The following is a 20,480-nucleotide window of genomic DNA, read 5'->3' on the forward strand; positions in this document are numbered from 1 at the left end:
CGCGGCCTTACAGCCGGAACCAGCGCCGAACGATGAGCGCGAAGAACACGCTCGTCGAGATCAGGCCGACATAGGACTCCACCACGAGCGGGATGCGGGCCGATGTCGGCAGATCTCCCTCGCCGCTGCTCAGCGGGTTGAGGTAGTTCACGAGCGCGACGTACGTGCCGTTCGCGATCGGCGTCCCGAAAACAAGAATGAAAAGGAGACTGAACACGACCAGCTGACAGGCGCCCCACCCGAGCAGCCGATAGGGCTCGTAGCCGTAGCCGCACAGCCAGTCGGCCGCCGTCTCGCGCGCCTTGACGACGCCCGGCTTGCGGGCCTGATGCCGGGCGCGCAGGCCCGCCAGCACACACTTGTCACGGGCGCGCTGTTCGTCCGCCGTCTGGAAGAGCGCGGCGGCCCGGGTGTAGGCGAGCGCGGCGTGCAGCGGGAGCTGCCAGCCGCGCAGCTGGTTGCCCAGTGTCTCGGCGATACCCGCGAGCCGGAGAGTCTGGGCGGTGGTCAGCCGCAGAGGTCCGTTCGCCTCCGTCTCGGCGGCCAGCAGCGCGGCCAGCAGACACCGCAGGTCCTCGTGCTTGTCCTGGTCCAGATCGTCGGCGTCCGCGGCGGCCGGAGTGGTAGCCGTTTCGTAGAGGGCCTGGAAGACCAGCGCATCTGACTTCCGCGCCTCGCGGGGGATGTCCCGGACATAGTCGTCGAGCACCTTCGCCATCATGGACTCGAATCGATTGGCCAGCTCCGCCTCGTCGTCCCGCACCGTTCCGTTGTCCCGGCTGGTCAGCAACTCGTTCGCGTGCTGGCCTGCCTTGCGACGGATCGAGCCCGCCATCGCCTCGGTGAAAGGCTTGGCGACTGACGAGATCGGCCTGGTTATCGGTGCCTCCTTGCGACTGCTACGCCTCGCGCCGGGCCGGCCGCCAGCAGCGGCCGACCCGCCAGGGCGGAGGCGTGGTGGAGTGGCCTGCGCCGAATCCGTATTCCGATTGTCGCGCCTCGTCTCACGATTCGCTACGTCTTCTCCCGAATAGGCTGGCCGACGTCGCTCTGGCCATCGTGGGAGGCGCTCTGCGTGGCACCGCCGCGCTACGTCGCGCCGGCGTGTGGCGGGGCAGCCACCGTCGTCAGGACGGGCGAGCGCCAGGCGACGAGACGCTCGCCACCCTCTTTGGCGGGCGAGGCATCGACGGGCGTTCCAGCAGGGCACCGAAGGTAAGGTCTCACTTATCGAACTTTGTCCACGAGAACCTTTGGCCGGGCTGGTCGCGACCGGTGCCGGTTGCCCGGTCGAAAGGTCATCCGCGTGAGCGGTGCGCAGGTGGTCTCCGGAGCTGAGCCGGTCGAACCGGTCCCGGCAGCAGGAGCGCAGACCGTGCCGGCGGGCGGCCCCGACGATGTGCCCGCGCTGGTGCCAGCTGCCCGGCTGTCCCCCCGGTCGCGGCTGGCCCGCCTGGCCGGTGAGGCCCTGGCGGCGCCCACGTCCGCGGGACGGTCGGCCGACGCGCCCGTGGACGCCCCGGCGACGACAGCTCTTCCCCGGCCGCGCCGCAAGCCTGCGCCGTCCGTGCCGGGGTCGGACGGCGCCAGGGACGGCATCGTCGAGCCTGGCGGCATCGTCGAGACTGGCGGCATCGTCGAGCCTGGCGGCGCGGTGACGGCCGTCGGCGTCACCAGCCCGCCAGGCACGTCCGCCGAGGGTGACGAGGGCCGGCGCCCTCACGCCGGTGGCGCCGCGGCGGCGGAGCCCGAGATCACGGAGGCGCCGACCGAGTGGATTCCACCGGAAGGCCTCAACGAGCTGCCCGACAAGCTCAGCCCGCGGCCCGAGGCCGACGGTGGTTCGCCCCGGCGGCCTCGTGGGCTCGTCAGGGCGCTGGTTGTCGGGCTGGCCGCGATCGTGTCGTGTGCGTTGTTCCTCGTGGCCGGGCTCGGCTACGGCGCCACGAAGTACTACGAGACGCAGCTGAGCCGGACCGACCTGGGCGCGGGGCGGGTCGAGGGGACCCGGCCGCCCGCGGTCCCGCACGGGCGGGAGACCTGGCTGCTGGTCGGCTCGGACGTCCGCACCGGCGCGGACTCGGCCGAGGTCGGTGGGGCCCGCTCGGACACGATGATGATCGGCTATCTCGGCGCCAACGGCTCGACGACTCTGGTCTCGGTCCCGCGTGACCTCAAGGTGACCATCCCCGCGTTCACCGACTCGGCCGGCAAGCACCACTCCGCGCGCACCGACAAGATCAACGCGGCGTTCAGCCTCGGCGGCCCGGCGCTGCTGGTGCGGACCCTCGAGAACGTCACCGACGTGCGCATCGACCATTTCGCCGAGATCGACTTCGGCGGTTTCAAGCAGATGAGCGACGTGCTCGGCGGCATCGAGGTCTGCATGGTCAAGGACCCGTTCAAGGAGTACGTCGCCGAGGACGGGAAGACGTCGACCAACCTCAACGACCCGATGTCCGGGTTCCGCGGGCAGGTGGGCCCGAACCTGCTGGAGGGCGACAACGCGCTGGCGTTCGTCCGGCAGCGGCACGGCTTCGTCAACGGAGACTACTCCCGGATCCAGCGGCAGCAGGCGTTCCTCGCGGCGGTCTTCCGCAAGGTCAACAGCGGGAACCTGCTCACCGACCCTGGGAAGCTGGCCGGCTTCCTGAACGCCGTCACGGGCGCGGTCACAGTCGACTCGGGCACGAGCCTGACCGATCTGAAGACCCTCGCCGAGCGGCTGCACGCGATGAACGCCGGGCAGGTGCACTTCACCACGATCCCGCTGTCCGGCGCGCAGTCCGCCCCGGTCTACTACGCGCTTTACGACCCGGCCACGGTCCGCGGGTTCATCAAGCAGATCCTCGCCAGCGACGACGCGACGGCGGCTGTCGCCGGATCGCCGACGCCGTCCGCGGCGCCGAGCCCGACCGTGGACCCGAGCCAGATCCGGGTGACGGTGCTCAACGGCAGCCCGACGGGGGGCACCGCCAACAAGGCGGCGGCCAAGCTGCGGGCCGCCGGCTACCAGGTGGTCCGCGTCGGCACCAACGCCTCGCGCCAGGTCGCCAGCACCGAGGTGCTCTACCCGCAAAGCCTGGCCGCCGCGGCCAGCCGGCTGCTCGCCGACATTCCCGGGGCCCGGCTGGTTCCGAACACCGAGGCCGCCGGCTCGTCCGGTGGAGCCTTGACGACGTCGCCGGCCAGTCCTTCCGCCACGGCGACGGCGACCAGCGGGATGATCACCCTGGTCGTCGGCGAGGACATGGTCACCGGCGACACATCGGTCATCGCTACGCCGACCGCCGCCACTCGGGCGCCGGGCGCCGTGGTGCCGTACTACACGCAGGCGCCCGTCTCGGCCGCCGCGGGCTGCGTCAAGTAGCGGCCGCCGCCAGTGATCACGAGACGGGCTGATCTCGGGGGTGCGGCGCTAGGCTGGGCAGGGCCGTCCGGGCATGGGCGGCGACCGTCCGTCGCACCGCGAGGAGCCCGCATGGCACGCCCGGCGCCGCTGTCCACGGACGAGATCACCGAGGCGCTGCGTGGGCTGCCCGCCTGGGCGCTCGCGGACGGGGCGATCCGGCGCACGGTCACGGCGCCGACCTTCCTCGCCGGTGTCGAGCTGGTCCGGCAGGTGGCCGCGGTGGCCGAGGAGATGGACCACCACCCGGACATCGACATCCGCTGGCGGCGGGTCACCTTCGCGCTCAGCACCCACGACGCCGGCGGTATCACGGTGCTCGACCTGGAGCAGGCGCGGGCCATCGACGGCCTCGCCCGCGCGCTCGACGGCGGCGCCTGACCGCTACGTCGGGCCTCCCTCGTCCTCGTCGTCCTGCAACCTGCGTCCCCCTCGGCCGGCCGGCCTGCGGACGCCGCTGCCGCGCGTTCTGACGGGTCTACGGTGGATGGGGTGTCGGGCGTGGGTCTGGCGGGTTTCGGGCTGGGTGACGTCCGGCCCATTTACCTGGACGTCCTAGAATCCGGCCTTCTGCCAGGAATGATGGCCTGTTGGATCGCCCCTGACACCCGGCAGCTGGGCGGCGAAGCGAGAGGGGACTCGTGATGGGCGAGCAGGTGGGCGCCACCGCGCCGACGGTCGAGCGGCTCGGCGTCATCGGCTGCGGGCTGATGGGCTCCGGCATTGTCGAGGTCGCCGCCCGGGCCGGGCTGGACGTGCTGGTACGCGAGATCGACGCGCGCGCCGCCGAGGCCGGGCAGGCCCGGCTCGCCCGCTCGCTCGAGCGTGGCGTCACCCGCGGGAAGCTCTCCGCCGAGGAGCGGGACGCGGCGCTGAGCCGGATCGCGTTCACCACCGACCTGGGTGACTTCGGCGACCGGCAGCTCGTGGTCGAGGCGATCGCCGAGAGCGAGCAGCTCAAGACCGAGATCTTCGCGACGCTCGACAAGGTGGTCGCGGACCCGGCGGCGATCTTCGCCTCGAACACCTCCTCCATCCCGATCATGAAGCTGGGTATGGCGACCAGCCGGCCCGAGCAGGTCATCGGGATCCACTTCTTCAACCCCGTTCCGGTGCTGCCGCTCGTCGAGCTGGTGCCGTCGCTGCTGACCAGCGAGTCGACGATCCAGGCCGCGCGGACGTTCGTCACCGGGCCGCTCGGCAAGCAGGTCATCACCTCCCAGGACCGCGCCGGCTTCATCGTCAACGCGCTGCTGGTCCCGTACCTGCTGTCGGCGATCCGGATGTTCGAGTCCGGCTTCGCCTCGGCGGTGGACATCGACAACGGCATGGTGCTGGGCTGCAGCCACCCGATGGGCCCGCTGGCGCTGTGCGACCTGATCGGCCTGGACACGGTCAAAGCGGTCGCCGAGTCGATGTACGACGAGTTCAAGGAGCCGCTGTACTCGCCGCCGCCGTTGCTCGCCCGGATGGTGGACGCGGGTCTGGTCGGGAAGAAGGGTGGTCGCGGGTTCCACGACTACCACGGCTAGCCCGCCGGTAGACCAGGTATCCCGATCAGCCAGGTATCCCGATCAGCCAGGTATCCCGATCAGCCAGGTATCCCGATCAGCCAGGTATCCCACCAGCCAGGTATCCCGACCAGCGAGGTAGGAAGAAGGCACAAGGTGGACTCCAGTTTCGATCTGTACCGGCTTCCCGAGGAGCACGACGCTCTGCGCGCCGCGGTTCGTGATCTCGTCGAGTCCGAGATCGTCCCGCATGCGGCCGATGTCGACGAGAACGAGCGGTTCCCCCACGAGGCGCTCGACGCACTGAACCGGGCCGGTTTCGCCGCCGTACACGTTCCCACCGAGTACGGCGGCGAGGGCGCCGACTCGGTCGCGACGTGCATCGTGATCGAGGAGGTCGCCCGCGGCTGCGCGTCGAGCTCGTTGATCCCGGCGGTGAACAAGCTCGGCACGATGCCGATCCTGCTCGCCGGGTCGGAGGAGCTGAAGAAGCTGGTACTGCCGTCGATCGCGGCCGGCGAGGCGATGGCGTCCTACGCCCTGTCCGAGCGGGAGGCGGGCTCGGACACAGCATCGATGCGGGCCCGCGCCAGCCGCGACGGGTCCGACTGGGTTCTCAACGGCACCAAGTGCTGGATCACCAACGCCGGCATCTCCACCTGGTACACGGTCATGGCGGTGACTGCCCCCGACGCCGCCCGCAAGGTCGACGGCGTCTCCGCCTTCGTCGTACACAAGGACGACCCGGGCTTCGAGGTCGGTTCCAAGGAGCGCAAGCTCGGCATCAAGGGCTCGCCGACCCGCGAGATCCACTTCTCCGGCTGCCGGATCCCGGCCGACCGGATCATCGGCGCTCCCGGCACCGGGCTGCGGACCGCGTTGCGCACCCTCGACCACACCCGGCCGACGATCGGCGCGCAGGCGGTCGGTATCGCGCAGGGGGCATTGGACGCGGCGATCGCGTACACGAAGGAACGCAAGCAGTTCGGCCGGCGGATCGCGGACAACCAGGCCGTCGCGTTCATGCTCGCCGACATGGCGATGAAGATCGAGGCCGCCCGTCACCTCGTCTATGTCGCCGCCGCCCGCGCGGAACGCGGCGAGCCGGATCTCGGCTTCGTCACGGCCGCCGCGAAGTGCTACGCCTCCGACGTCGCCATGTCGGTCACCACCGACGCGGTCCAGCTGTTCGGCGGCGCCGGCTACACCCGCGACTTCCCCGTCGAACGCATGATGCGCGACGCCAAGATCACCCAGATCTACGAGGGCACGAACCAGATCCAGCGGGTAGTGATGTCGCGGCAGTTGCTCAAGGGCTGACCGACCTGCTGTTTTCGCTGGTCAGAACGAGGCGTCGATGAGCCGGAGCGCGTGCTGCCCCTGGCCGACAATGCACTTGGCCTGGACGGTGAGCAGGACGCTTGGCCTGGACAGGTGAGCGTCATCGGCCGGTGAGCTGGACGACTTCGGAGCGGACGCCCGCGAGTTCACCGAAGCCGGCGTTGGCGTCGGTCGTGAGCAGCACGCGGCTGGTGGCGGCCGCAGTCGCCGCGATCGCCATGTCATGGGCTGATCGTGGCCGGCCGCTGGCCATCGCGGCGACAGTCAGGCGCGCGTGCACCCGCGCGACGCCGAGGGTGTAGGGCTCGATCGGGAGGCTGGACAGGATCGCCTCCACGCGGACGGCACGGGCTTGGCGGCGTGCCTCGTCAGCACGCTCGGCGCCGACCAGGAGTTCCATCGCGGTGACCGCAGCGATCACGGCGTCGTCCAGCCCGAGGAGGGTGTCGACGTCGAGCGTGCCTCTTTCCACAGCGATGAGGACGCCGGTGTCGAGGATTACTCGCCTGGCCATCCGCGCACCTCATCGCTGAAGCCGGAGCCCAGCTCGGCGTGGATATGCTCCAGGTCGTCGGCGAAGCCCGCATCGGCCGGGTTGTCGCGCAGCGCGGCCTTGAGCCGGTCCGCGGACGTCTGCCGTTCGGGGACGAGCCGACCGACCGGCACGCCGTCGCGGGTGATGACGACGATCTCTCCGTGCTCGACGGCATCGAGGATGTTCGCGAAACTCCGCGCTGCCTGGGTGGCCGTCACGGTAACCATGATTACATACTATCTGATCTGCTCCGAGGGCATGTACTCATGGCGTCCACGCCGTATCCAGCGTCGACGGTCTGCCCTCCTAACGCCGGCACGCACGGCCCGCGCCACGGTGCCGGCAGGCATCGAGCCTGCCGAAGGCGTCAACCGCACGCCTACTGGTCCACGGAGCTTGGCCACTTGGGTCGCCCGATATCTCCGCCAACACGTCTGCCCAGCCACTTTGCCACGTGCCGGGATCCTCGGACGGCCCCGCGCCGGAGGGCACCTCGGCGCGGGCAGAAAATCACGGCATGACGCTGCCTGCTGCGGTACGTGATGCCGTGGACGCCTACCTCCTGGCGGTCGATGCCGTAGATCCCGATCTCGTGGAAGGCTTCTACGCGATCGGGTCCGCGGCCCTGGACGATTTCCGTCCCGGGGCCAGCGACGTCGATTTCGTCGCCGTCACCACCACGGCCCCTACAGACCTTCAGGTCGCGGCGTTGACCCGCATCCACGCCCGTATGTCCCGCCGCCCGATCCTCGACGGGATCTACACCACGTGGCCCGACCTCGCCCGGGACCCAGGACAGGCATCGCCAGGACCGCATGCCTACGGCCGACGGTTCCACCCGCGCTGCGACCACCACGGCACGGTCAGGGCCTCGGTGCGGGGCGAGTCGGAGTAGCTCCCGCGCCCGGGGGCCGTACCGTTTGTGGGCATGGGCGGACGCATTGTGGTGTTCGGCGCCACCGGCTACACCGGCCGGCTCGTGACCGCGGAGCTGGTCGCGGCGGGGCACCGACCGGTGGTCGCGGGGCGCGACCGGGCGCGGGTCGACGCGCTGCGTGCCCGCCACGGTGACCTGCCCGGCGCTCTGGCCGACGCGGCCGACGCTGACTCGGTGCGCCGGCTGGTCGGGCCTGGCGACGTCCTGGTCGCCACGGTGGGCCCGTTCTCTCGGTTCGGCCGGCCCGCCGTCGACGCGGCCATCGTGGCCGGGGCGCACTACCTGGACAGCAGCGGCGAGGCTGATTTCCTGCGCCAGGTGTACGACGACGCGGGCCCACGGGCCGAATGCGCGGGCGTCGTGCTGCTGCCGGCGTCCGGGTTCGACTGCGTGCCCGGCAATCTGGCCGGCGCGCTCGCGCTGCGCGACGCCGGCGAGGAAGCCCGCCGGGTCTATGTCGCCTACCAGGTCGTCCCTCCGGGCGGGCGGCTGCACCGGCTCGGAGTCAGCAGCGGCACGAGGGCGACGATGCTGGCGTCCGCCCTCAGCCCGGTGGAGGCGTTGCGCGCCGGCCGGCTCGTCACCCTTCCCTACGGGCGCGAGGTGCGGGCCTTTCAACAGGACAGGTCGGTCTTGACCGGCGTGCTGTGGGCAGGCACCGAGGCGCGCACGCTGCCCCGGCTCGCGCCGCGGCTCACAGAGGTCGCGACCTACATGGTGACAGGCGGCGTCCCGGCCCGGCTGGCTCGGGCCGCGTCCTACCCGCTCGCGACGCTGTCCCGGCTGCGCGCCTTCACCCGGCTGGCGGGCCTGGCGACGGCGCCGGCGCTGCGGGTCACCGGACGCGGGCCGGATCCGGCGGCCCAGGCCGCCACCAGCACCGTCGTGCTCGCCGCCGTGGCCGATGCCACCGGCCGACAACTGGCCACGGTCCGTCTGCAGGGTGTGGACCCCTACGTCTTCACCGGCCGGATCATGGCCTGGATCGCCGGCCAGCTGGCGTCCGGCGCGGCGGCCGGGCACGGCGCCCTCGGCCCGGTGGAAGCGTTCGGCGTCGACGAGCTCGAACACGCCGTCGCGGCGGCTGGCCTACGCCGCGCGGGCCTGCCCGGAGCCAGCTCCGGATCGAGTTAGCCGGCCAGCTGCTGACGGAAGCCGGCCAGGTCGCCCGCGAGGCGACGCAGCCTCCGCCGCAGATTCTCGCTGTCAGCTGCCTTCGTTTTCAGGCCGCAGCGGGTTGGGTGGTGGCCTGGCGGCGCCATTCGGACAGGTAGCGGCGGGCGGTGCTCGCGTGCAGGTCGATGACCGGCGGTACGCCACCAGCCGGCGCCGGCCGCGGACCGTCAGGGCGGCGCGGTGGCGGCCTTCCATCGCCGGAAGGCCGCGAGCAGCTTGTCGCGCATGTCCGGTCGCAGCTCGTCCTGCTGGAGCGTGCCGGCCAGCCGGACGGTGTCGCGCAGCTGCTCGACGTAGGCGTCGCAGCCGTCGCAGAGCTCGAGGTGTTCGGTGAATCGCCGGTGGGTGTCGGCGTCCAGCGTTCCTTCGAGGTAGCCGGTGACGATCTCGACGAGCTCGTTGCAGTCGATCTCCAGGCCGCGGGTCATGCCTGTGCCTCGTTCATGTAGTCCTCCAGCACCTGCCGCAGCCGGGCCCGCCCGCGGTGCAGCAGCACCCGCTGGTTGCCGGGTTCGATGCCGAGCAGCGCGCAGACCTCGTCGGCTTCCAGCCCCTGCACGTCGCGTAGGTGCACCACGGTGCGCTGCCGGGGCGGCAGCGCGTCGAGGGCGGCGCGCAGCCGGGTGCGGACCTCGTGGGACAGCAGGGCCGGCTCGGGCAGGTCCCAGGGCCGCGGCGCGGTCGCCCAGTGCCCCGGCCACTCGTCGCCGGGTGGGCGGAACCGGCTGGGGTCGACCGTCGGGCCGGTCTCGTCCTCGGGAAAGGCACTGCTGAACGGGACGCTGCGGCGCTCGCGCACGCCCCGGCTCCGGGCGAGATTGAGCAGGATGGCGAACACCCAGGTTCGGAGGCTGGACCGGCCCTCGAACCGGTCGAGGCCGGTCAGCACGGCCAGCCACGTCTCCTGTACGACCTCCTCGGCCACGGTCCGGCTGGGCACATGGCCCGCCGCGACCGCCAGCATCGCCGGTGCCATCCGGTCGACCAGGTCCGCGAAGGCCGCCTCGTCGCCGGCCCGCAGCGCCTGCACGACGCGGGCGCCTTCGGTGCCCGGAGCCGGGCCGACCGGCACAGTCCCTCGAACCTCCACGAAACGGAACCTAGGCGGCGCCGGGCCGCGCCACAATCTCCCGCGCCCACCGGGCCGACGGAGATTGTGCGGCGCGGCCTTGGGCGACGCCCCGAGGCGGTCGCTCGCGCGACGTTGTGTGGGGTTCGGTGTAACGCCTGGCCTTCTGCGACGACTGTGCTGGCGTCCGAGTAGCGCGGTGACGGGGAGGCCCGGATGACGGGTGTGGAGATGGTCGTCGAAACGGCGGCGGCCGGCGAAGTCGCGGGCGGTGCGACCTGGGAGGTTGTGGTTGCCGACTGGGCGGCGCTGCCGGCGCGGGAGCCCGCCCGGGCGGTGGTGGACGGCCTCGACCTGGTGGTGGTGCGTCTACGCCCGGATAGCCCGGGGATCGGCGCGCCAACCGCGTTCGGCCCGGACGGTCCCGATGGGCCTGCTGGCGCGCACCTGGCTGACGGGGCCGTGGCGGTGTTCGAGGGGCGGTGCCCGCACCGCGGCGCGCTCCTGGCCGACGGCCGGATCGAGGGGCACAGCATCGTGTGCGGCGTGCACGGCTGGGACTTCCGGCTGGACACCGGGCTGAGTGACTACGACCCTTCGCAGCGGCTGCACCGCTTCCCGGCCCGGGTGCGCGCGGATGGGATGGTCATGGTCGACCGGCGCGAGCTGGACGCCTACCGGGCGGTGAAACCGCAGACGGCGGTGACCGACGTGTATGCGCGGCTGTTCGTCGACCCGCACCAGGCCAGTGCGGAGGAGCCGTACGTCGGGGAGATCCACGAGCTGGCGGCGGACGGGCTGAGCAGGCTGGGTCACCACGGCCGGACGGCGGCGATGGGAGTGCCACGGACCGAGCTGCCGAAATGGGAGGACCTGCAGATCCTCACCGCGCAGCTGTCCCGCTTTCCGCTGCTGGACGACGAACCGGTCGGCACCGACGTGGTGATCGGGCCAGGAGCGGCGCGGCCGTTGCGGCTGGACATTCCGCTGTTCGTCTCCGACATGAGCTTCGGGGCGCTGTCCGCCGAGGCCAAGCGAGCGCTGGCTACCGGCGCGGAGGCGGCCGGGACCGCGATCTGCTCGGGCGAGGGCGGGATGCTGCCGGAGGAGCAGCAGGCCTGCTCCCGATATCTCTACGAGCTGGCGTCGGCGCGGTTCGGCTGGGACGAGGCGCACCTGGCGCGGGTGCAGGCGCTGCACCTCAAGCTCGGGCAGGGCGCGAAGACCGGCACCGGCGGGCACCTGCCAGGCCACAAGGTGACCGGCCGGATCGCGCAGGTCCGCGGGCTGGCGGAGGGCCAGCCGGCGATCTCGCCGGCCCGGTTCCCGGACTGGCGCTCGCTGGATGACGCCCGCGACCTGGTGAACCGGGTGCGCGAGGTCTCCGGGGGCATCCCGGTCGGGGTGAAGATGTCCGCGCAGCACGTGGAGGCCGACCTGGACGCCGCGCTTTCGCTGGGCGTGGACTACGTGATCCTCGACGGCCGGGGTGGCGGTACCGGTGCCGCACCGACGATCTTCCGAGACAACATCAGCGTGCCGTCGATGGCGGCGCTGGCCCGGGCCCGCCGCCATCTCGACCGGGTCGGCGCGGACCAGGTCAGCCTGGTCGCGACGGGCGGGCTGCGCCGGCCCGCGGACTTCGTCAAGGCACTCGCGCTGGGCGCGGACGCCGTGGCGGTGTCGAACTCCGCGCTGCAGGCCATCGGATGCGTGGGAATGCGCGCCTGCCACACCGACAACTGCCCGATGGGCATCGCGACCCAGAAGCCGCACCTACGCGCCCGGCTGCCGGTCGAGCGGGCCGCCGCCCAGCTGACCCGGTTCCTGACGTCGTCGGTCGAGCTGATGGCGGTACTGGCCCGGGCCTGCGGCCACCGGCACCTGTCCGGGTTCAGCGCGGACGATCTGACGAGTTTCAAGCGGGACGTGGCCGACCTGGTCGGCGTGGCCTACGCCGGCGTCCGCTGACGCCACGCCGCCGGCAGCCCACGCCGCTCCGGCGCGCCCACCTTTCTTTCCTTCTCTTCCTTCGCTGCGGCGGGTCCAGCCTGCCGGCGCCGACGTGGAGCGGGCAGCGGGGCTGCTGCGCGCTGCCCGCCGGCCGGTGTTCATCGTCGGCCACGGCGCCGCGCAGGCCCGGGAGCAGGTGCGGGCGCTCGCCGAACGGCTGGGGGCGCCGGTGCTGACGACCTTCCGCGCGAAAGGCCTCGTGCCCGACACGCATCCGCTCGGCGCCGGGGTGCTTGGCCGCAGCGGGACCCCGGTCGCCAGCTGGCTGATGAGCACCTGTGACCTGCTCGTCGTGGCCGGCGCCTCGTTCTCCAACCACACCGGGATCGCGCCCTACAAGCCCGTCATTCAGATCGACGACGACCACGCAGCCATAGGCCGGTTCCAGAAGGTCGACGTCGGCCTGCTCGGAGACGCGGCACTCACCCTGGACGCCCTCGCCGACGCCCTCGGCGCGGCGCCGACCGCCGCCGTCGACCAGCGCGGCGACGTGGCCGAGCGGTGGCGGCTGTGGCGGGCGGAGAAGGCCCGCCGGGCCGGCGACGACCGTGGCCGCGGCCTCAGCTCCGCCGCCGTGTTCGACGCACTGTCCCGGCACACGCCGGTGGACGCCGTCATGACGGTCGACGTCGGGAACCATGCCTACTCGTTCGGCCGCTATTTCGAGTCCGCTGGCCGGCCGGTGCTGATGTCGGGCTACCTCGGCTCCATCGGTTTCGGCTACCCCGCGGCACTCGGCGCCGCGATGGCCGCACCGGACCGACCGGTGGTCGCTTTCACCGGCGACGGCGGATTCGGCCAGTACCTGGCCGAGGTCACCATCGCCGTGAAGTACGGCATCGCCATCAAGCACGTCCTGCTCGACAACGGAACCCTCGGAAAGATCGGCAAGGAGCAGCTGGCCGAGCAGTTCCAGGTCTGGCAGACCAGCCTGCACAACCCCGACTTCGCCGCCTACGCCCGGCTCTGCGGGGCGCAGGCCAGCTCCGTCCGCCGGCCCGGCGAGCTGGACGACGCCATGGCCGCGCTGTTCACCGCCGACGGGCCGGCTCTGGTGCACATACGGACCGACGCCGACCTGCTCTGAGCGGGCGACAACGACAACCGGCAACAACCAACACGACTCGTGGGGAGACGAGATGACCGAGAACATGAGCCAGCACAGCGGTGTCGACGACACCTTCGTCCGTACCCGCGCGGCGCTGCACGCCGTCGCCGAGCATGTGCTGGCCGCCGCGCGGTACCGCGCCACGGGCCGCATCGGTCTGGTCGTCACCCCGGGTGGGTTCGGTACGCCGCCGTCCGGTGACGAGGGCCGGGTCGTCGCGGTCGACGGCACCGACCTGGTCGTCAGGTCCGGCGGCTCGGACGGGGCTTCGGGCTCGGCCGTGACAAGGGCGCCGCTGCGCACGCTGGCCGCTGCCGCGGCGCTCGCCGGGGTGCCCGCGCCCGGGGGACCGGCCGGCGTCTACCACCTGAACACGCCGTGCGACCCGGATGCGGCGCTGGAGGTCGACCCGGACGCGGCCCGCCGCATCGCGGACTGGTACACGCTCGGCGATGCGGCGCTGCGCCAGTGGTGCGCCGAGATCGCCGCCGACGAACCCAGCGACATCACGCTCTGGCCCGAGCACGCTGACGTCGCGATCCGTGCCGCGGACATCAACTACGGCGCGTCGCCCGGCGACGAGTACGTCGCCGATCCCTACCTCTATGTCGGCCCGCCGGCGCCCCCGCCGCCCACCGAGGACGGGTTCTGGAACGCGCCCTTCGGGGCCTACCTCACCTGGGACAAGGTGCACTCCGTCGCAGACGCCGTCGACTTCTTCCGCCAGGGCCGCCGACTCGCCCGGCGCTGACGCGCGGCGGGCCATCGACGCGCAGCGGCGCCGCCTGACTGCGCATCCCCGTCGATCCCGCCGCCGCGACTGATGCCGGGCGATGCGGTGCTGCTGCCGACCGGCTCCGAACCCGGGCTAGCAGGGGATCCGGACGGTCCGCTGGAACCTTTCGACCACGCCGCGTCCGCGGCGGGGCTGGAGAAGGACCTCGGTGTCGGCGTGCTGCTGATGGTCTTCTGCCTGCAGGCCAGGGTCGCCGAGCGCTACCGGCGTCTGGTGGAGGCTGACAGGTACAGCGTGCCGCTCCGGCCGTACATCCTGCGCCGGCCGATGTGCCTATCGTGCTCGACGCCGAGAGGGCCCGGGAGGCTCTGCCTTCCGGTGGCCTTCGTGTGTCCGAGCGGCACCCGGTCAGCCAACGGCTCCGAGATGGCTGTGGGCAGGAACGCCAACGTGGTGTCGACGTCGCCGAACCACTCGACGAACCGGGCCGTGGCCGGCAGCCGGCGCAGGAGGGTGAGCACGCCCGCGACGTCGTCGTCCGGGCGGACCGTCACCTCGAACTGACCTTCCGCCGTCAGCCGCGCCCGGCCAACCTCGGCGCGCGGCGCCTCGTCGCCGGGGTGGACGGAGCCGGGGAGCCGCTCCGGCTCGGCTGTGTCCGTGTGGCTGGGTGTAGGGCTGAGGGCACTGTGGCCGGCGCATAGATCCCGACGGGACCCGTCCGGCCCGGGCGAGCGCGGGCTTCCAAATCGGATGCGATATATCACCGTCAACCGCATCCGTTCGTTCGTTCATGAGTGTGCGATCAGTTCGGCGATGTGGGTGCCGATCGCCGAGCGGGCGGTGCTGGCCTCGGCGAGGCAGAGCGCGGGCAGATCCAGCGTGGGGCCGCCGTCGATGGCGCCGCTGATCAGGCGGGAGAGCTCGCGGCGGTGGTGTTCGCTGCTGGCGGCGCCGAGGCCGGCGGTGAGCGCGAGGTCGTCGAGGACGTAGCCGGTCATGATCCGGCGCGGTACGCCGTGAGCGCGTCGAGCGCGGCGTGGCCGAGGGTCAGGGCGGGGTCCCGGTCGTCGCCGGGGGCGCGCAGGTCGGCCGCAACCTGTTCGAGCTGGGTGGCGATCGGCAGTGGTGTCGGGTAGCTGCCGACCGCCTCGCGGATCCAGGCGAGCGCGGCGGCGTGGGCGCCCAGCACGTCGACCGACCGGTCGGCAGCCGCGTCTGACGGGCCGAACAGGGCCCTGACCAGCGCGTGCGCTTTGGCACGCTCCTCCTCCGGCGCCACGAGCGCAATCGTAGCCACAGCCGCTCCCCTCTCCCCGACGCAACCAGACGACAACCCGACGATCGGCCCGCCACCGCGAACGTGACGGAGCCATCCGTGATGGGTCATGCAGTACCAGGTTGATCGCGGACGGCTGACGTACCGGGTGCCGCACTTCCAGGAGAGGGGCACTGCCGCCGACCGGGCTGAGCAGCCCGGTCGGCGGACGCTCAGCGAAGGCCGAGCTGAGTCTCCAGCAACTCGCTGTTGAGCGCGACCGTGTCGCCTTCGGTGCGCAGGATCTCGTAGCCGTCGATGTTGAGGATGCGCTGCGCAGCGAAGCCGCGTTTCCTGGGTGTCGGCCGCCTGGCGGACCTGGGTCGCCAGCATCGCGACGTTGCGGGCGGTCCGCATCTCGCTGACGCCGCTGATGCCGAAGATGGCCGATGCCCGGCTGCGTGCCTCCGTCCAGGAATCCTCGCGGGGCAGAGGCTCGGCGACGACCCGCGCATCGGCGGGCAGCCGGCGCAGGCTGGTCAGGTCGACCGGCTCGTCGTGGTGGACGAGCGCGCGGTTGGTCTGCTCGACGAACACCTGGACGACGAGATCCGCGTGCTCGGGCAGGAGCCCCATCGGCTTCGGGTCGTCGAGCCAGTTCCGAAGGTCGCCGACGGTGACCGGCTTGCCCGCGGCCTCGGCCTCGACGGTCCGGCGGCCGAGATGATCTGCCCAGTGGTCAGCCGGGTCGCCGGCGTGCTCGGCGCGAGCTGGCACACCGCGCACGACGGCTTCGTGCGGGTCGCCGACCAGGCCGGGATCGTGCTCACCGATCCGGTCGAGGCGGCGGAGGCCGACCAGGCCGACCCGCCCGCCGAGGCCGATCGGGAGCCCGCCAACCGGGAGTCCGCTGGTCCGGGGCCGGGCCGGTCGGTGTCCAGGCCGCTGCCGGAGGTCGGGGTGCTGGGGCTCGACGACCACCGGCGGGGCTCGACGACCACCGGCGGGGCTCGCCGCGCTGGCACCGCGACCCGGTGACCGGCCGGTCCGTCGCGGACGCCGACCGCTGGCAGACCGTACTGATCGACGCGACCGGCGGCCACGGCCTGCTCGGCGTCGTCGAGGGCCGGGCCTCCGGCCCAGGTCGTTCCTGGTCGGCGCTCGTGTCGGCGCGGGCCGCCTCTCGGTCGCAGGACCTGTCGGGACGGTGCCGCACTACTGTCGGCGGAGTGAACGGAATATGGACGACCGCTGGCCGTCGTCAGTTGCCGGCGTCGGCCCTGGCCCTGGACGCCACACCCCGCCCTGTCCATCAGGTCCACACCTGCGCCCGCCGCCGTGAGTGGCATGGCTGAGCTGGCGAGACCGTCGGAAGCGCCCGGTTCTCGCCGGGCATCGCTGGGGCAGGCGTGGGACTGGCTGTCGTTCGAGAACGCCACGGCGAGTCGCAGCCGCTTCCTGGCGGTGCATCTGGCCCTCGAGACGCTGCTCATCATCGTCGGCTTCCAGCTGTATTCGATCATCGCTGACCACGCGCCTCGCCACGCCCAGCAGGCACTGGGCCGCACCGACCGGGTGTTGCGGGCCGAGCGCGCGGTCCACCTGTCCCCGGAACTGTGGGTGAACACCTGGTGGGCGCGGTCCCATCTTCGGGAGACGGTCGGGAACTACTACTACGACGGTCCGCACTTCATTGTGACTGCCTTGGTGCTGACGCTGTTGTTGGTGCTGCGGCCTCACCGGTACCGGCTGTACCGGGACATTCTGCTGGTCGCGAGCCTGCTGGCGCTGGTCGTGTTCTGGCTCTGCCCGGTCGGACCGCCGCGGCTGCTGCCCTCGGCCGGGTTCGTCGACACGGTCGCGCGGGTGCGGACATTCGGTGCGGGTGGACAGCATGGGATCACCTCCGCGGAAAACCCTTTCGCCTCAATGCCATCGCTTCACGTCGGATGGGCGCTGTGGGTAGCGATGGCCAGCCGTGCACTGACGGACAACCGGTTGCTACGTGCCCTGGCGTGGTGTTATCCGGCCCTCACCACCTTCGTTGTGATAGCGACGGGAAATCATCTTCTGGCGGACGCTGCCGCGGCCGCGGTGCTCCTGCCGCTGTCGAGCGCGCTGGTCCACGTGTGCCTCGGCGCGAGAGAGACGACGTCACGCGAGCCGGCTCGGCGCGAGGTCGCCAGCGAATGACCGGCGGTCTGCGCGCGGCCGAGGGGTTGGTGGTGAGGTTCGCTATGCCGCGCGTTTGTGCCGACGCGGCGGGGGCAGCCGCGGTAGCGGTCGAGGACATGCCAGTTCTTGAGGACGGCGAATCCTCGTTCGCAGACGGCGCGGGTGGCCGAGAGGGCGCGGTTCTTCTCCTTGTCGGCGTCGGGTAGTTCGGCGTTCTGGGGTTTCTTGCGGGGGGTGAGGAGCTTTTCGCTCTCGCCGCCGACGTAGCCCTTGTCGGCGTAAAGGTAGATCGTCTCCGCCTGGTTGATCACGTGGAGGACGTTGTGGGACCTCGCCGCGGAGAGGTCGTGGGTGGATCCGGGCAGTCCGTTGGAGATCCAGATCATCCGTCCGTAGGGGTCCATCAGGCCCTGGAGGTTGACGCCGTGGTGTTTGTGTTTGCCGGAGTAGTAGAGCCTGTTGTGGGCGCGGATCCGGTTGATGCGGATGACGGTGCCGTCGAGGATGAGGAAGTTGCTCCGGCACCAGGCGAAGGCCCAGACGGCGGCGAGCAGGGTCCGGCCACGGCCGGCGAGCAGCGCGACGGCCTCGTGGACGTAGCGGCACACGGTGGCCACCCCGATCTGGAATCCCTCGGCGAGGGAACGCGGCCACGGCCCGGTGCAGTCCGTCGAGGGTCTCCTCGTCGGCCTCGTCGAGGAACCGCCACACCGTCGGGGTCGAGGCCACCGGCCCGGTCACCGGGGCCAGGTGGCGCAGGCCCTGGAAGTCGCTGATCGCCTCCCCGCCGAGCAGCAGCGCCAGCCCGAGGTCGACCGCGAGCTGGCCGCGGTCGTAGACCGGGGTGAACCCGGGCCGGGCCCACGCCGCGGACAGCGCGGCCCGCAGGCCGAGCTTTTCGGCCAGAAGCCGGATCGGTAACACGCCGACGGAGGCGACAAGCCGGTCGTCGTCGCCGACGAACTCAAGTCGATCGGCCCACGCGGAGCATGGCGTAGCCTGCACGGAAGAGGTGCACCCGTTTCAACGAGAAGTGATCCTAGACAAATCACATCGTTGCTGGTCAGGTGCACCTCGATCACGTTCCGGCCAGGTCAGCCCGGCATATCACCACGGGCCGTGAAGGGCGGAGGCCGGTTCTCCGGCGATGTTCCAGGTCGCGGTCAGCCGAGGGTGACGCCGATGACGATGGCGGCTATGCCCAGGATGAGGACGAGGGACATGACGTGCTGGCCCGCGTAGACCTGGACGTGGATCGACTGCCACGCGCTGCCCATGACCGGCACCCTGGACGTCGGGGCGACGCTGATGCCCTGCCCGGTGCCCAAGGGCTGTCACCCTGGAGCTGCTGACGCTAGACTTGAATCAGTTTTCGTCACAGTGATTCAGGAGGGGGCTGTCGTGGAGTTGGCTGCCATCGCCGGCAAGATCAGGGAGGCTGCGAGCACGGCCAACCTGAGCCAGCGCGCCCTGGCCCAGGCAACGGGCATCTCGCAGTCGACGCTTTCCCGCATCATGAGCGGCGAGCGACCGGCCAAGATGCCCGACATCCTCCTGATCGCCGATGCGACGGGGCACTCCGTGGCGGAGCTGACGGGCGTGGGTTCTGTGGCCGAGCGGGTCCAGTACGCCGCCCGGGCCACAGGCGGCGCCGAGATGGCCGAGATGCGCAGGGAACTACTGCGCTTCCTCGACCTGGACGCCTACCTGGACGACCAGGGCCTCCCGTCGCTTCCGGTGGTCGAATGACGCCCGAAGCGGAAGGCGGGGATGCGGCGGCGCGCTTCCGCCACGACCACCGCCTGGGTGCGCAGCCGTTGGGTGATCTCGTCGCGATCGTCGAGCAGACCACCGGCATCGACGTGGCCGTGCTCGACGTCGGGAAGGACGAGCACGGGCTGACAATGCGCGATCCGGTCCGGGACTCGGTCTTCATCGGCGTAGCGCGCACGATCCAGCCGATGCGTCAGCGCAGCACTCTCGCACATGAACTAGCGCACGTGCTGTTCGCGGACTGGGGCGATCTGCCGGAAGGCCCCTGGAGCGAACGCAGGCCCGAGGAAGTTCGTGCCGACGCGTTCGCCCGTCATCTGCTCGTCCCGGTCGAAGGGCTAAGCGAGTTCCTGGGCGACCGTGGACCCGGTGATCTTTCTCTGGTCTTACTCTCCCAGGTGGTACAGCGTTTCCTGGTGTCTCCGGTGATGGCAACGATCGCCCTCCGTCAGGCGGGTTACATCTCCGGCGCCACCAAATCGAACTGGATGGCGGTGACCACGCCTCCGCTGGCCTCACGGTTCGGATGGATCGACCAGTATCGCGCCCTCCAGGACGAGTCCAATCGACGTCGAGCGCCCCAGCGTCTTCTCGCCCGGGCAATAGTCGGTTACCAGGAAGGCGTGGTCTCCGTTCAGACGCTTGCCACGCTTCGCGGTGTCGATGCCGCCATCGTCGAGGCTGAGCTGCGCGACGCCGGCATCGAACCTGGAGAATCCATCTCCGCGTGCTCGGACGGCTCCGATCTGCCTGAGGCGGACGTCGATCTGACCGAGCTGGATGACCTTGCAGATCGTTCTTCCGAGGCATCCGCCCAATGACCGCACGGCCCGTCATCGACGCCGGGCCCGCTCTGGGCTTCCTGGCCATCAACAAGGAGCGGCTGCTCATCAGCGTCCTCGGACGCTTGAGCGCTCCGGAGACCGTCGCGGATGAGGTTCTCCGAAAGAGCCGGTCCGATGGCCGGTTCGAAGCAGCCGAGGCCGTTTGGCAGAAGCTGACGCCGAAATGGATCGAGATCCTGCCCGACGACGTTACGCCAGAGCTCGCCGCGGTCGTCGCGCGGATCGCGCGTCTACCCATGCGCGAACGCATGAATCAGAAGAAAGACCTGGGCGAGACAATGGTCATCGCGCACGCGGTGGTCGCGGCCGAGGCCGGCGCGGTGGCCACCGTGCTCATCGACGACGGTGCTGGCGCCGCGATGGCCGCTGCGGAGCGCCGGCGTCTTGAACGGCTACGGCTCGGCGGAATGCCAGTCGGCGAGCTGAGGCTTATCAGTACGCTGACCGTGCTCGAACGCGCTGCCGGAAGCGTGCACCTGCCTGACAAGGCAGCCATGAGAAGCGTCTAATCGCGTCTGCGTGAGCGGGACGATGGTCTTCCGCCTATCGAGCGAACCCGCCTCCTCTCGCCAGACCGTTGGACCGCGAAGGCTC

Annotated in this window: 22 protein-coding genes and 3 pseudogenes; 13 read left to right on the plus strand and 12 right to left on the minus strand. The window is 71.2% G+C overall.

Annotated features, from left to right (window positions below; all coding sequences use genetic code 11):
- Positions 1-7: 7 nt before the first annotated feature.
- Positions 8-835 (minus strand): hypothetical protein, encoded by an 828-nt coding sequence (locus FRADC12_RS22755; RefSeq protein WP_045878159.1) that lies wholly within the window; start codon positions 833-835, stop codon positions 8-10.
- Positions 836-1,306: 471 nt separating this feature from the next.
- Here FRADC12_RS22755 and FRADC12_RS22760 point away from each other — a divergent pair, with 471 nt between their 5' ends.
- The 4 genes from FRADC12_RS22760 to FRADC12_RS22775 all read left to right on the plus strand — a co-directional run bounded on the left by FRADC12_RS22760 (position 1,307) and on the right by FRADC12_RS22775 (position 6,240).
- A complete protein-coding gene (locus FRADC12_RS22760; protein WP_052711099.1) occupies positions 1,307-3,370 on the plus strand; it encodes an LCP family protein in 2,064 nt (687 codons plus the stop codon).
- A gap of 111 nt (positions 3,371-3,481) precedes the next feature.
- On the plus strand, positions 3,482-3,790 hold the full coding sequence (locus tag FRADC12_RS22765; protein ID WP_045878160.1) for a 4a-hydroxytetrahydrobiopterin dehydratase: 309 nt from the start codon (positions 3,482-3,484) through the stop codon (positions 3,788-3,790).
- A gap of 263 nt (positions 3,791-4,053) precedes the next feature.
- Positions 4,054-4,941, plus strand: a complete 888-nt coding sequence (locus tag FRADC12_RS22770) for a 3-hydroxybutyryl-CoA dehydrogenase (RefSeq protein WP_045878161.1) — start codon at positions 4,054-4,056, stop codon at positions 4,939-4,941.
- 135 nt (positions 4,942-5,076) lie between these two features.
- Entirely contained in the window at positions 5,077-6,240 is a 1,164-nt protein-coding gene (locus FRADC12_RS22775) for an acyl-CoA dehydrogenase family protein (protein WP_045878162.1), read from the plus strand.
- 121 nt (positions 6,241-6,361) lie between these two features.
- Here FRADC12_RS22775 and FRADC12_RS22780 read toward each other — a convergent pair whose 3' ends face one another.
- Complete coding sequence (locus tag FRADC12_RS22780) at positions 6,362-6,775, minus strand: PIN domain-containing protein (RefSeq protein WP_045878163.1); 414 nt, start codon at positions 6,773-6,775, stop codon at positions 6,362-6,364.
- A complete protein-coding gene (locus FRADC12_RS22785) occupies positions 6,760-7,014 on the minus strand; it encodes a type II toxin-antitoxin system Phd/YefM family antitoxin (RefSeq protein WP_198153008.1) in 255 nt (84 codons plus the stop codon). The genes FRADC12_RS22780 and FRADC12_RS22785 overlap by 16 nt, the downstream gene beginning before the upstream one ends.
- Positions 7,015-7,313: 299 nt before the next feature.
- Between FRADC12_RS22785 and FRADC12_RS22790 the strand changes: the two genes are divergently transcribed.
- Together FRADC12_RS22790 and FRADC12_RS22795 are read left to right on the plus strand one after the other, a co-directional pair.
- Positions 7,314-7,691 carry a hypothetical protein gene (locus FRADC12_RS22790; RefSeq protein WP_157488991.1) on the plus strand — a complete coding sequence of 126 codons (378 nt, stop codon included), beginning with the start codon at positions 7,314-7,316 and terminating at the stop codon, positions 7,689-7,691.
- 33 nt (positions 7,692-7,724) lie between these two features.
- Complete coding sequence (locus FRADC12_RS22795) at positions 7,725-8,867, plus strand: saccharopine dehydrogenase family protein (RefSeq protein ID WP_045878165.1); 1,143 nt, start codon at positions 7,725-7,727, stop codon at positions 8,865-8,867.
- Positions 8,868-9,076: 209 nt separating this feature from the next.
- On the opposite strand, the gene FRADC12_RS22800 is transcribed toward FRADC12_RS22795, so the two are convergent.
- Positions 9,077-9,337: an anti-sigma factor family protein gene (locus FRADC12_RS22800; protein ID WP_084011122.1), complete on the minus strand. Its 261-nt coding sequence runs from the start codon at positions 9,335-9,337 to the stop codon at positions 9,077-9,079.
- Positions 9,334-9,999 (minus strand): RNA polymerase sigma factor, encoded by a 666-nt coding sequence (locus tag FRADC12_RS22805; RefSeq protein WP_045878166.1) that lies wholly within the window; start codon positions 9,997-9,999, stop codon positions 9,334-9,336. Before FRADC12_RS22805 ends, FRADC12_RS22800 begins: the two co-directional genes overlap by 4 nt.
- 195 nt (positions 10,000-10,194) lie before the next feature.
- Between FRADC12_RS22805 and FRADC12_RS22810 the strand changes: the two genes are divergently transcribed.
- The 3 genes from FRADC12_RS22810 (at position 10,195) to FRADC12_RS22820 (ending at position 13,850) form a co-directional block, all read left to right on the plus strand.
- Complete coding sequence (locus tag FRADC12_RS22810; RefSeq protein ID WP_084011123.1) at positions 10,195-11,949, plus strand: glutamate synthase-related protein; 1,755 nt, start codon at positions 10,195-10,197, stop codon at positions 11,947-11,949.
- A gap of 94 nt (positions 11,950-12,043) precedes the next feature.
- Positions 12,044-13,078 (plus strand): thiamine pyrophosphate-binding protein, encoded by a 1,035-nt coding sequence (locus tag FRADC12_RS22815; protein WP_198153009.1) that lies wholly within the window; start codon positions 12,044-12,046, stop codon positions 13,076-13,078.
- Between the two features lie 52 nt (positions 13,079-13,130).
- On the plus strand, positions 13,131-13,850 hold the full coding sequence (locus FRADC12_RS22820; protein WP_045878167.1) for a hypothetical protein: 720 nt from the start codon (positions 13,131-13,133) through the stop codon (positions 13,848-13,850).
- 245 nt (positions 13,851-14,095) lie between these two features.
- Here FRADC12_RS22820 and FRADC12_RS22825 read toward each other — a convergent pair whose 3' ends face one another.
- The 5 genes and pseudogenes from FRADC12_RS22825 to FRADC12_RS35110 all read right to left on the minus strand — a co-directional run.
- Positions 14,096-14,614, minus strand: coding sequence for a hypothetical protein (locus tag FRADC12_RS22825; RefSeq protein WP_045878168.1), 519 nt, complete (start codon positions 14,612-14,614; stop codon positions 14,096-14,098).
- A 12-nt stretch (positions 14,615-14,626) separates the two neighbouring features.
- Positions 14,627-14,836 (minus strand): hypothetical protein, encoded by a 210-nt coding sequence (locus FRADC12_RS22830; RefSeq protein ID WP_045880072.1) that lies wholly within the window; start codon positions 14,834-14,836, stop codon positions 14,627-14,629.
- Positions 14,833-15,135: a hypothetical protein gene (locus tag FRADC12_RS22835; protein WP_232303972.1), complete on the minus strand. Its 303-nt coding sequence runs from the start codon at positions 15,133-15,135 to the stop codon at positions 14,833-14,835. Before FRADC12_RS22835 ends, FRADC12_RS22830 begins: the two co-directional genes overlap by 4 nt.
- Before the next feature lie 191 nt (positions 15,136-15,326).
- Positions 15,327-15,455: pseudogene (locus FRADC12_RS35105) on the minus strand (hypothetical protein); the annotation flags it as partial.
- Positions 15,445-16,074, minus strand: a pseudogene (locus tag FRADC12_RS35110) (BREX-2 system ATPase PglY family protein); the annotation flags it as partial. The pseudogenes FRADC12_RS35105 and FRADC12_RS35110, both read right to left, overlap by 11 nt.
- A 366-nt stretch (positions 16,075-16,440) precedes the next feature.
- Here FRADC12_RS35110 and FRADC12_RS22850 point away from each other — a divergent pair.
- The gene (locus FRADC12_RS22850) at positions 16,441-17,286 is read left to right on the plus strand and encodes a phosphatase PAP2 family protein (RefSeq protein WP_045878172.1); all 846 of its coding nucleotides are present in this window, start codon (positions 16,441-16,443) and stop codon (positions 17,284-17,286) included.
- A 95-nt stretch (positions 17,287-17,381) separates the two neighbouring features.
- On the opposite strand, the pseudogene FRADC12_RS22855 reads toward FRADC12_RS22850, so the two are convergent.
- Together FRADC12_RS22855 and FRADC12_RS33405 are read right to left on the minus strand one after the other, a co-directional pair.
- Positions 17,382-17,885: pseudogene (locus tag FRADC12_RS22855) on the minus strand (HARBI1 family protein); the annotation flags it as partial.
- A 546-nt stretch (positions 17,886-18,431) separates the two neighbouring features.
- Positions 18,432-18,596 carry a hypothetical protein gene (locus FRADC12_RS33405; protein ID WP_232303974.1) on the minus strand — a complete coding sequence of 55 codons (165 nt, stop codon included), beginning with the start codon at positions 18,594-18,596 and terminating at the stop codon, positions 18,432-18,434.
- A gap of 73 nt (positions 18,597-18,669) precedes the next feature.
- Here FRADC12_RS33405 and FRADC12_RS22865 point away from each other — a divergent pair, with 73 nt between their 5' ends.
- Genes FRADC12_RS22865 through FRADC12_RS22875 form a run of 3 tightly spaced genes read left to right on the plus strand, consistent with a single transcriptional unit; the run spans position 18,670 to position 20,395 of the window.
- The gene (locus FRADC12_RS22865) at positions 18,670-19,017 is read left to right on the plus strand and encodes a helix-turn-helix domain-containing protein (protein WP_198153163.1); all 348 of its coding nucleotides are present in this window, start codon (positions 18,670-18,672) and stop codon (positions 19,015-19,017) included.
- Positions 19,014-19,862, plus strand: a complete 849-nt coding sequence (locus FRADC12_RS22870) for an ImmA/IrrE family metallo-endopeptidase (RefSeq protein WP_045878174.1) — start codon at positions 19,014-19,016, stop codon at positions 19,860-19,862. Before FRADC12_RS22865 ends, FRADC12_RS22870 begins: the two co-directional genes overlap by 4 nt.
- Positions 19,859-20,395, plus strand: a complete 537-nt coding sequence (locus FRADC12_RS22875) for a PIN domain-containing protein (protein ID WP_198153010.1) — start codon at positions 19,859-19,861, stop codon at positions 20,393-20,395. Before FRADC12_RS22870 ends, FRADC12_RS22875 begins: the two co-directional genes overlap by 4 nt.
- The last annotated feature ends 85 nt before the right edge of the window (positions 20,396-20,480 follow it).

Source organism: Pseudofrankia sp. DC12 (assembly GCF_000966285.1).
Taxonomy (GTDB): Bacteria; Actinomycetota; Actinomycetes; order Frankiales; family Frankiaceae; genus Pseudofrankia.

Bases quoted from the DNA above. Each gene is read 5' to 3' on its own strand.
- FRADC12_RS22800 (WP_084011122.1), bottom strand. From the start codon at position 9,337: ATGACCCGCGGCCTGGAGATCGACTGCAACGAGCTCGTCGAGATCGTC.
- FRADC12_RS22810 (WP_084011123.1), top strand. From the start codon at position 10,195: ATGACGGGTGTGGAGATGGTCGTCGAAACGGCGGCGGCCGGCGAAGTC.
- FRADC12_RS22755 (WP_045878159.1), bottom strand. From the start codon at position 835: ATGGCGGGCTCGATCCGTCGCAAGGCAGGCCAGCACGCGAACGAGTTG.
- FRADC12_RS22825 (WP_045878168.1), bottom strand. From the start codon at position 14,614: ATGCGGTTGACGGTGATATATCGCATCCGATTTGGAAGCCCGCGCTCG.
- FRADC12_RS22770 (WP_045878161.1), top strand. From the start codon at position 4,054: ATGGGCGAGCAGGTGGGCGCCACCGCGCCGACGGTCGAGCGGCTCGGC.
- FRADC12_RS22850 (WP_045878172.1), top strand. From the start codon at position 16,441: ATGGCTGAGCTGGCGAGACCGTCGGAAGCGCCCGGTTCTCGCCGGGCA.
- FRADC12_RS22870 (WP_045878174.1), top strand. From the start codon at position 19,014: ATGACGCCCGAAGCGGAAGGCGGGGATGCGGCGGCGCGCTTCCGCCAC.
- FRADC12_RS22830 (WP_045880072.1), bottom strand. From the start codon at position 14,836: ATGACCGGCTACGTCCTCGACGACCTCGCGCTCACCGCCGGCCTCGGC.
- FRADC12_RS22875 (WP_198153010.1), top strand. From the start codon at position 19,859: ATGACCGCACGGCCCGTCATCGACGCCGGGCCCGCTCTGGGCTTCCTG.
- FRADC12_RS22765 (WP_045878160.1), top strand. From the start codon at position 3,482: ATGGCACGCCCGGCGCCGCTGTCCACGGACGAGATCACCGAGGCGCTG.
- FRADC12_RS22780 (WP_045878163.1), bottom strand. From the start codon at position 6,775: ATGGCCAGGCGAGTAATCCTCGACACCGGCGTCCTCATCGCTGTGGAA.
- FRADC12_RS22820 (WP_045878167.1), top strand. From the start codon at position 13,131: ATGACCGAGAACATGAGCCAGCACAGCGGTGTCGACGACACCTTCGTC.
- FRADC12_RS22795 (WP_045878165.1), top strand. From the start codon at position 7,725: ATGGGCGGACGCATTGTGGTGTTCGGCGCCACCGGCTACACCGGCCGG.
- FRADC12_RS22790 (WP_157488991.1), top strand. From the start codon at position 7,314: ATGACGCTGCCTGCTGCGGTACGTGATGCCGTGGACGCCTACCTCCTG.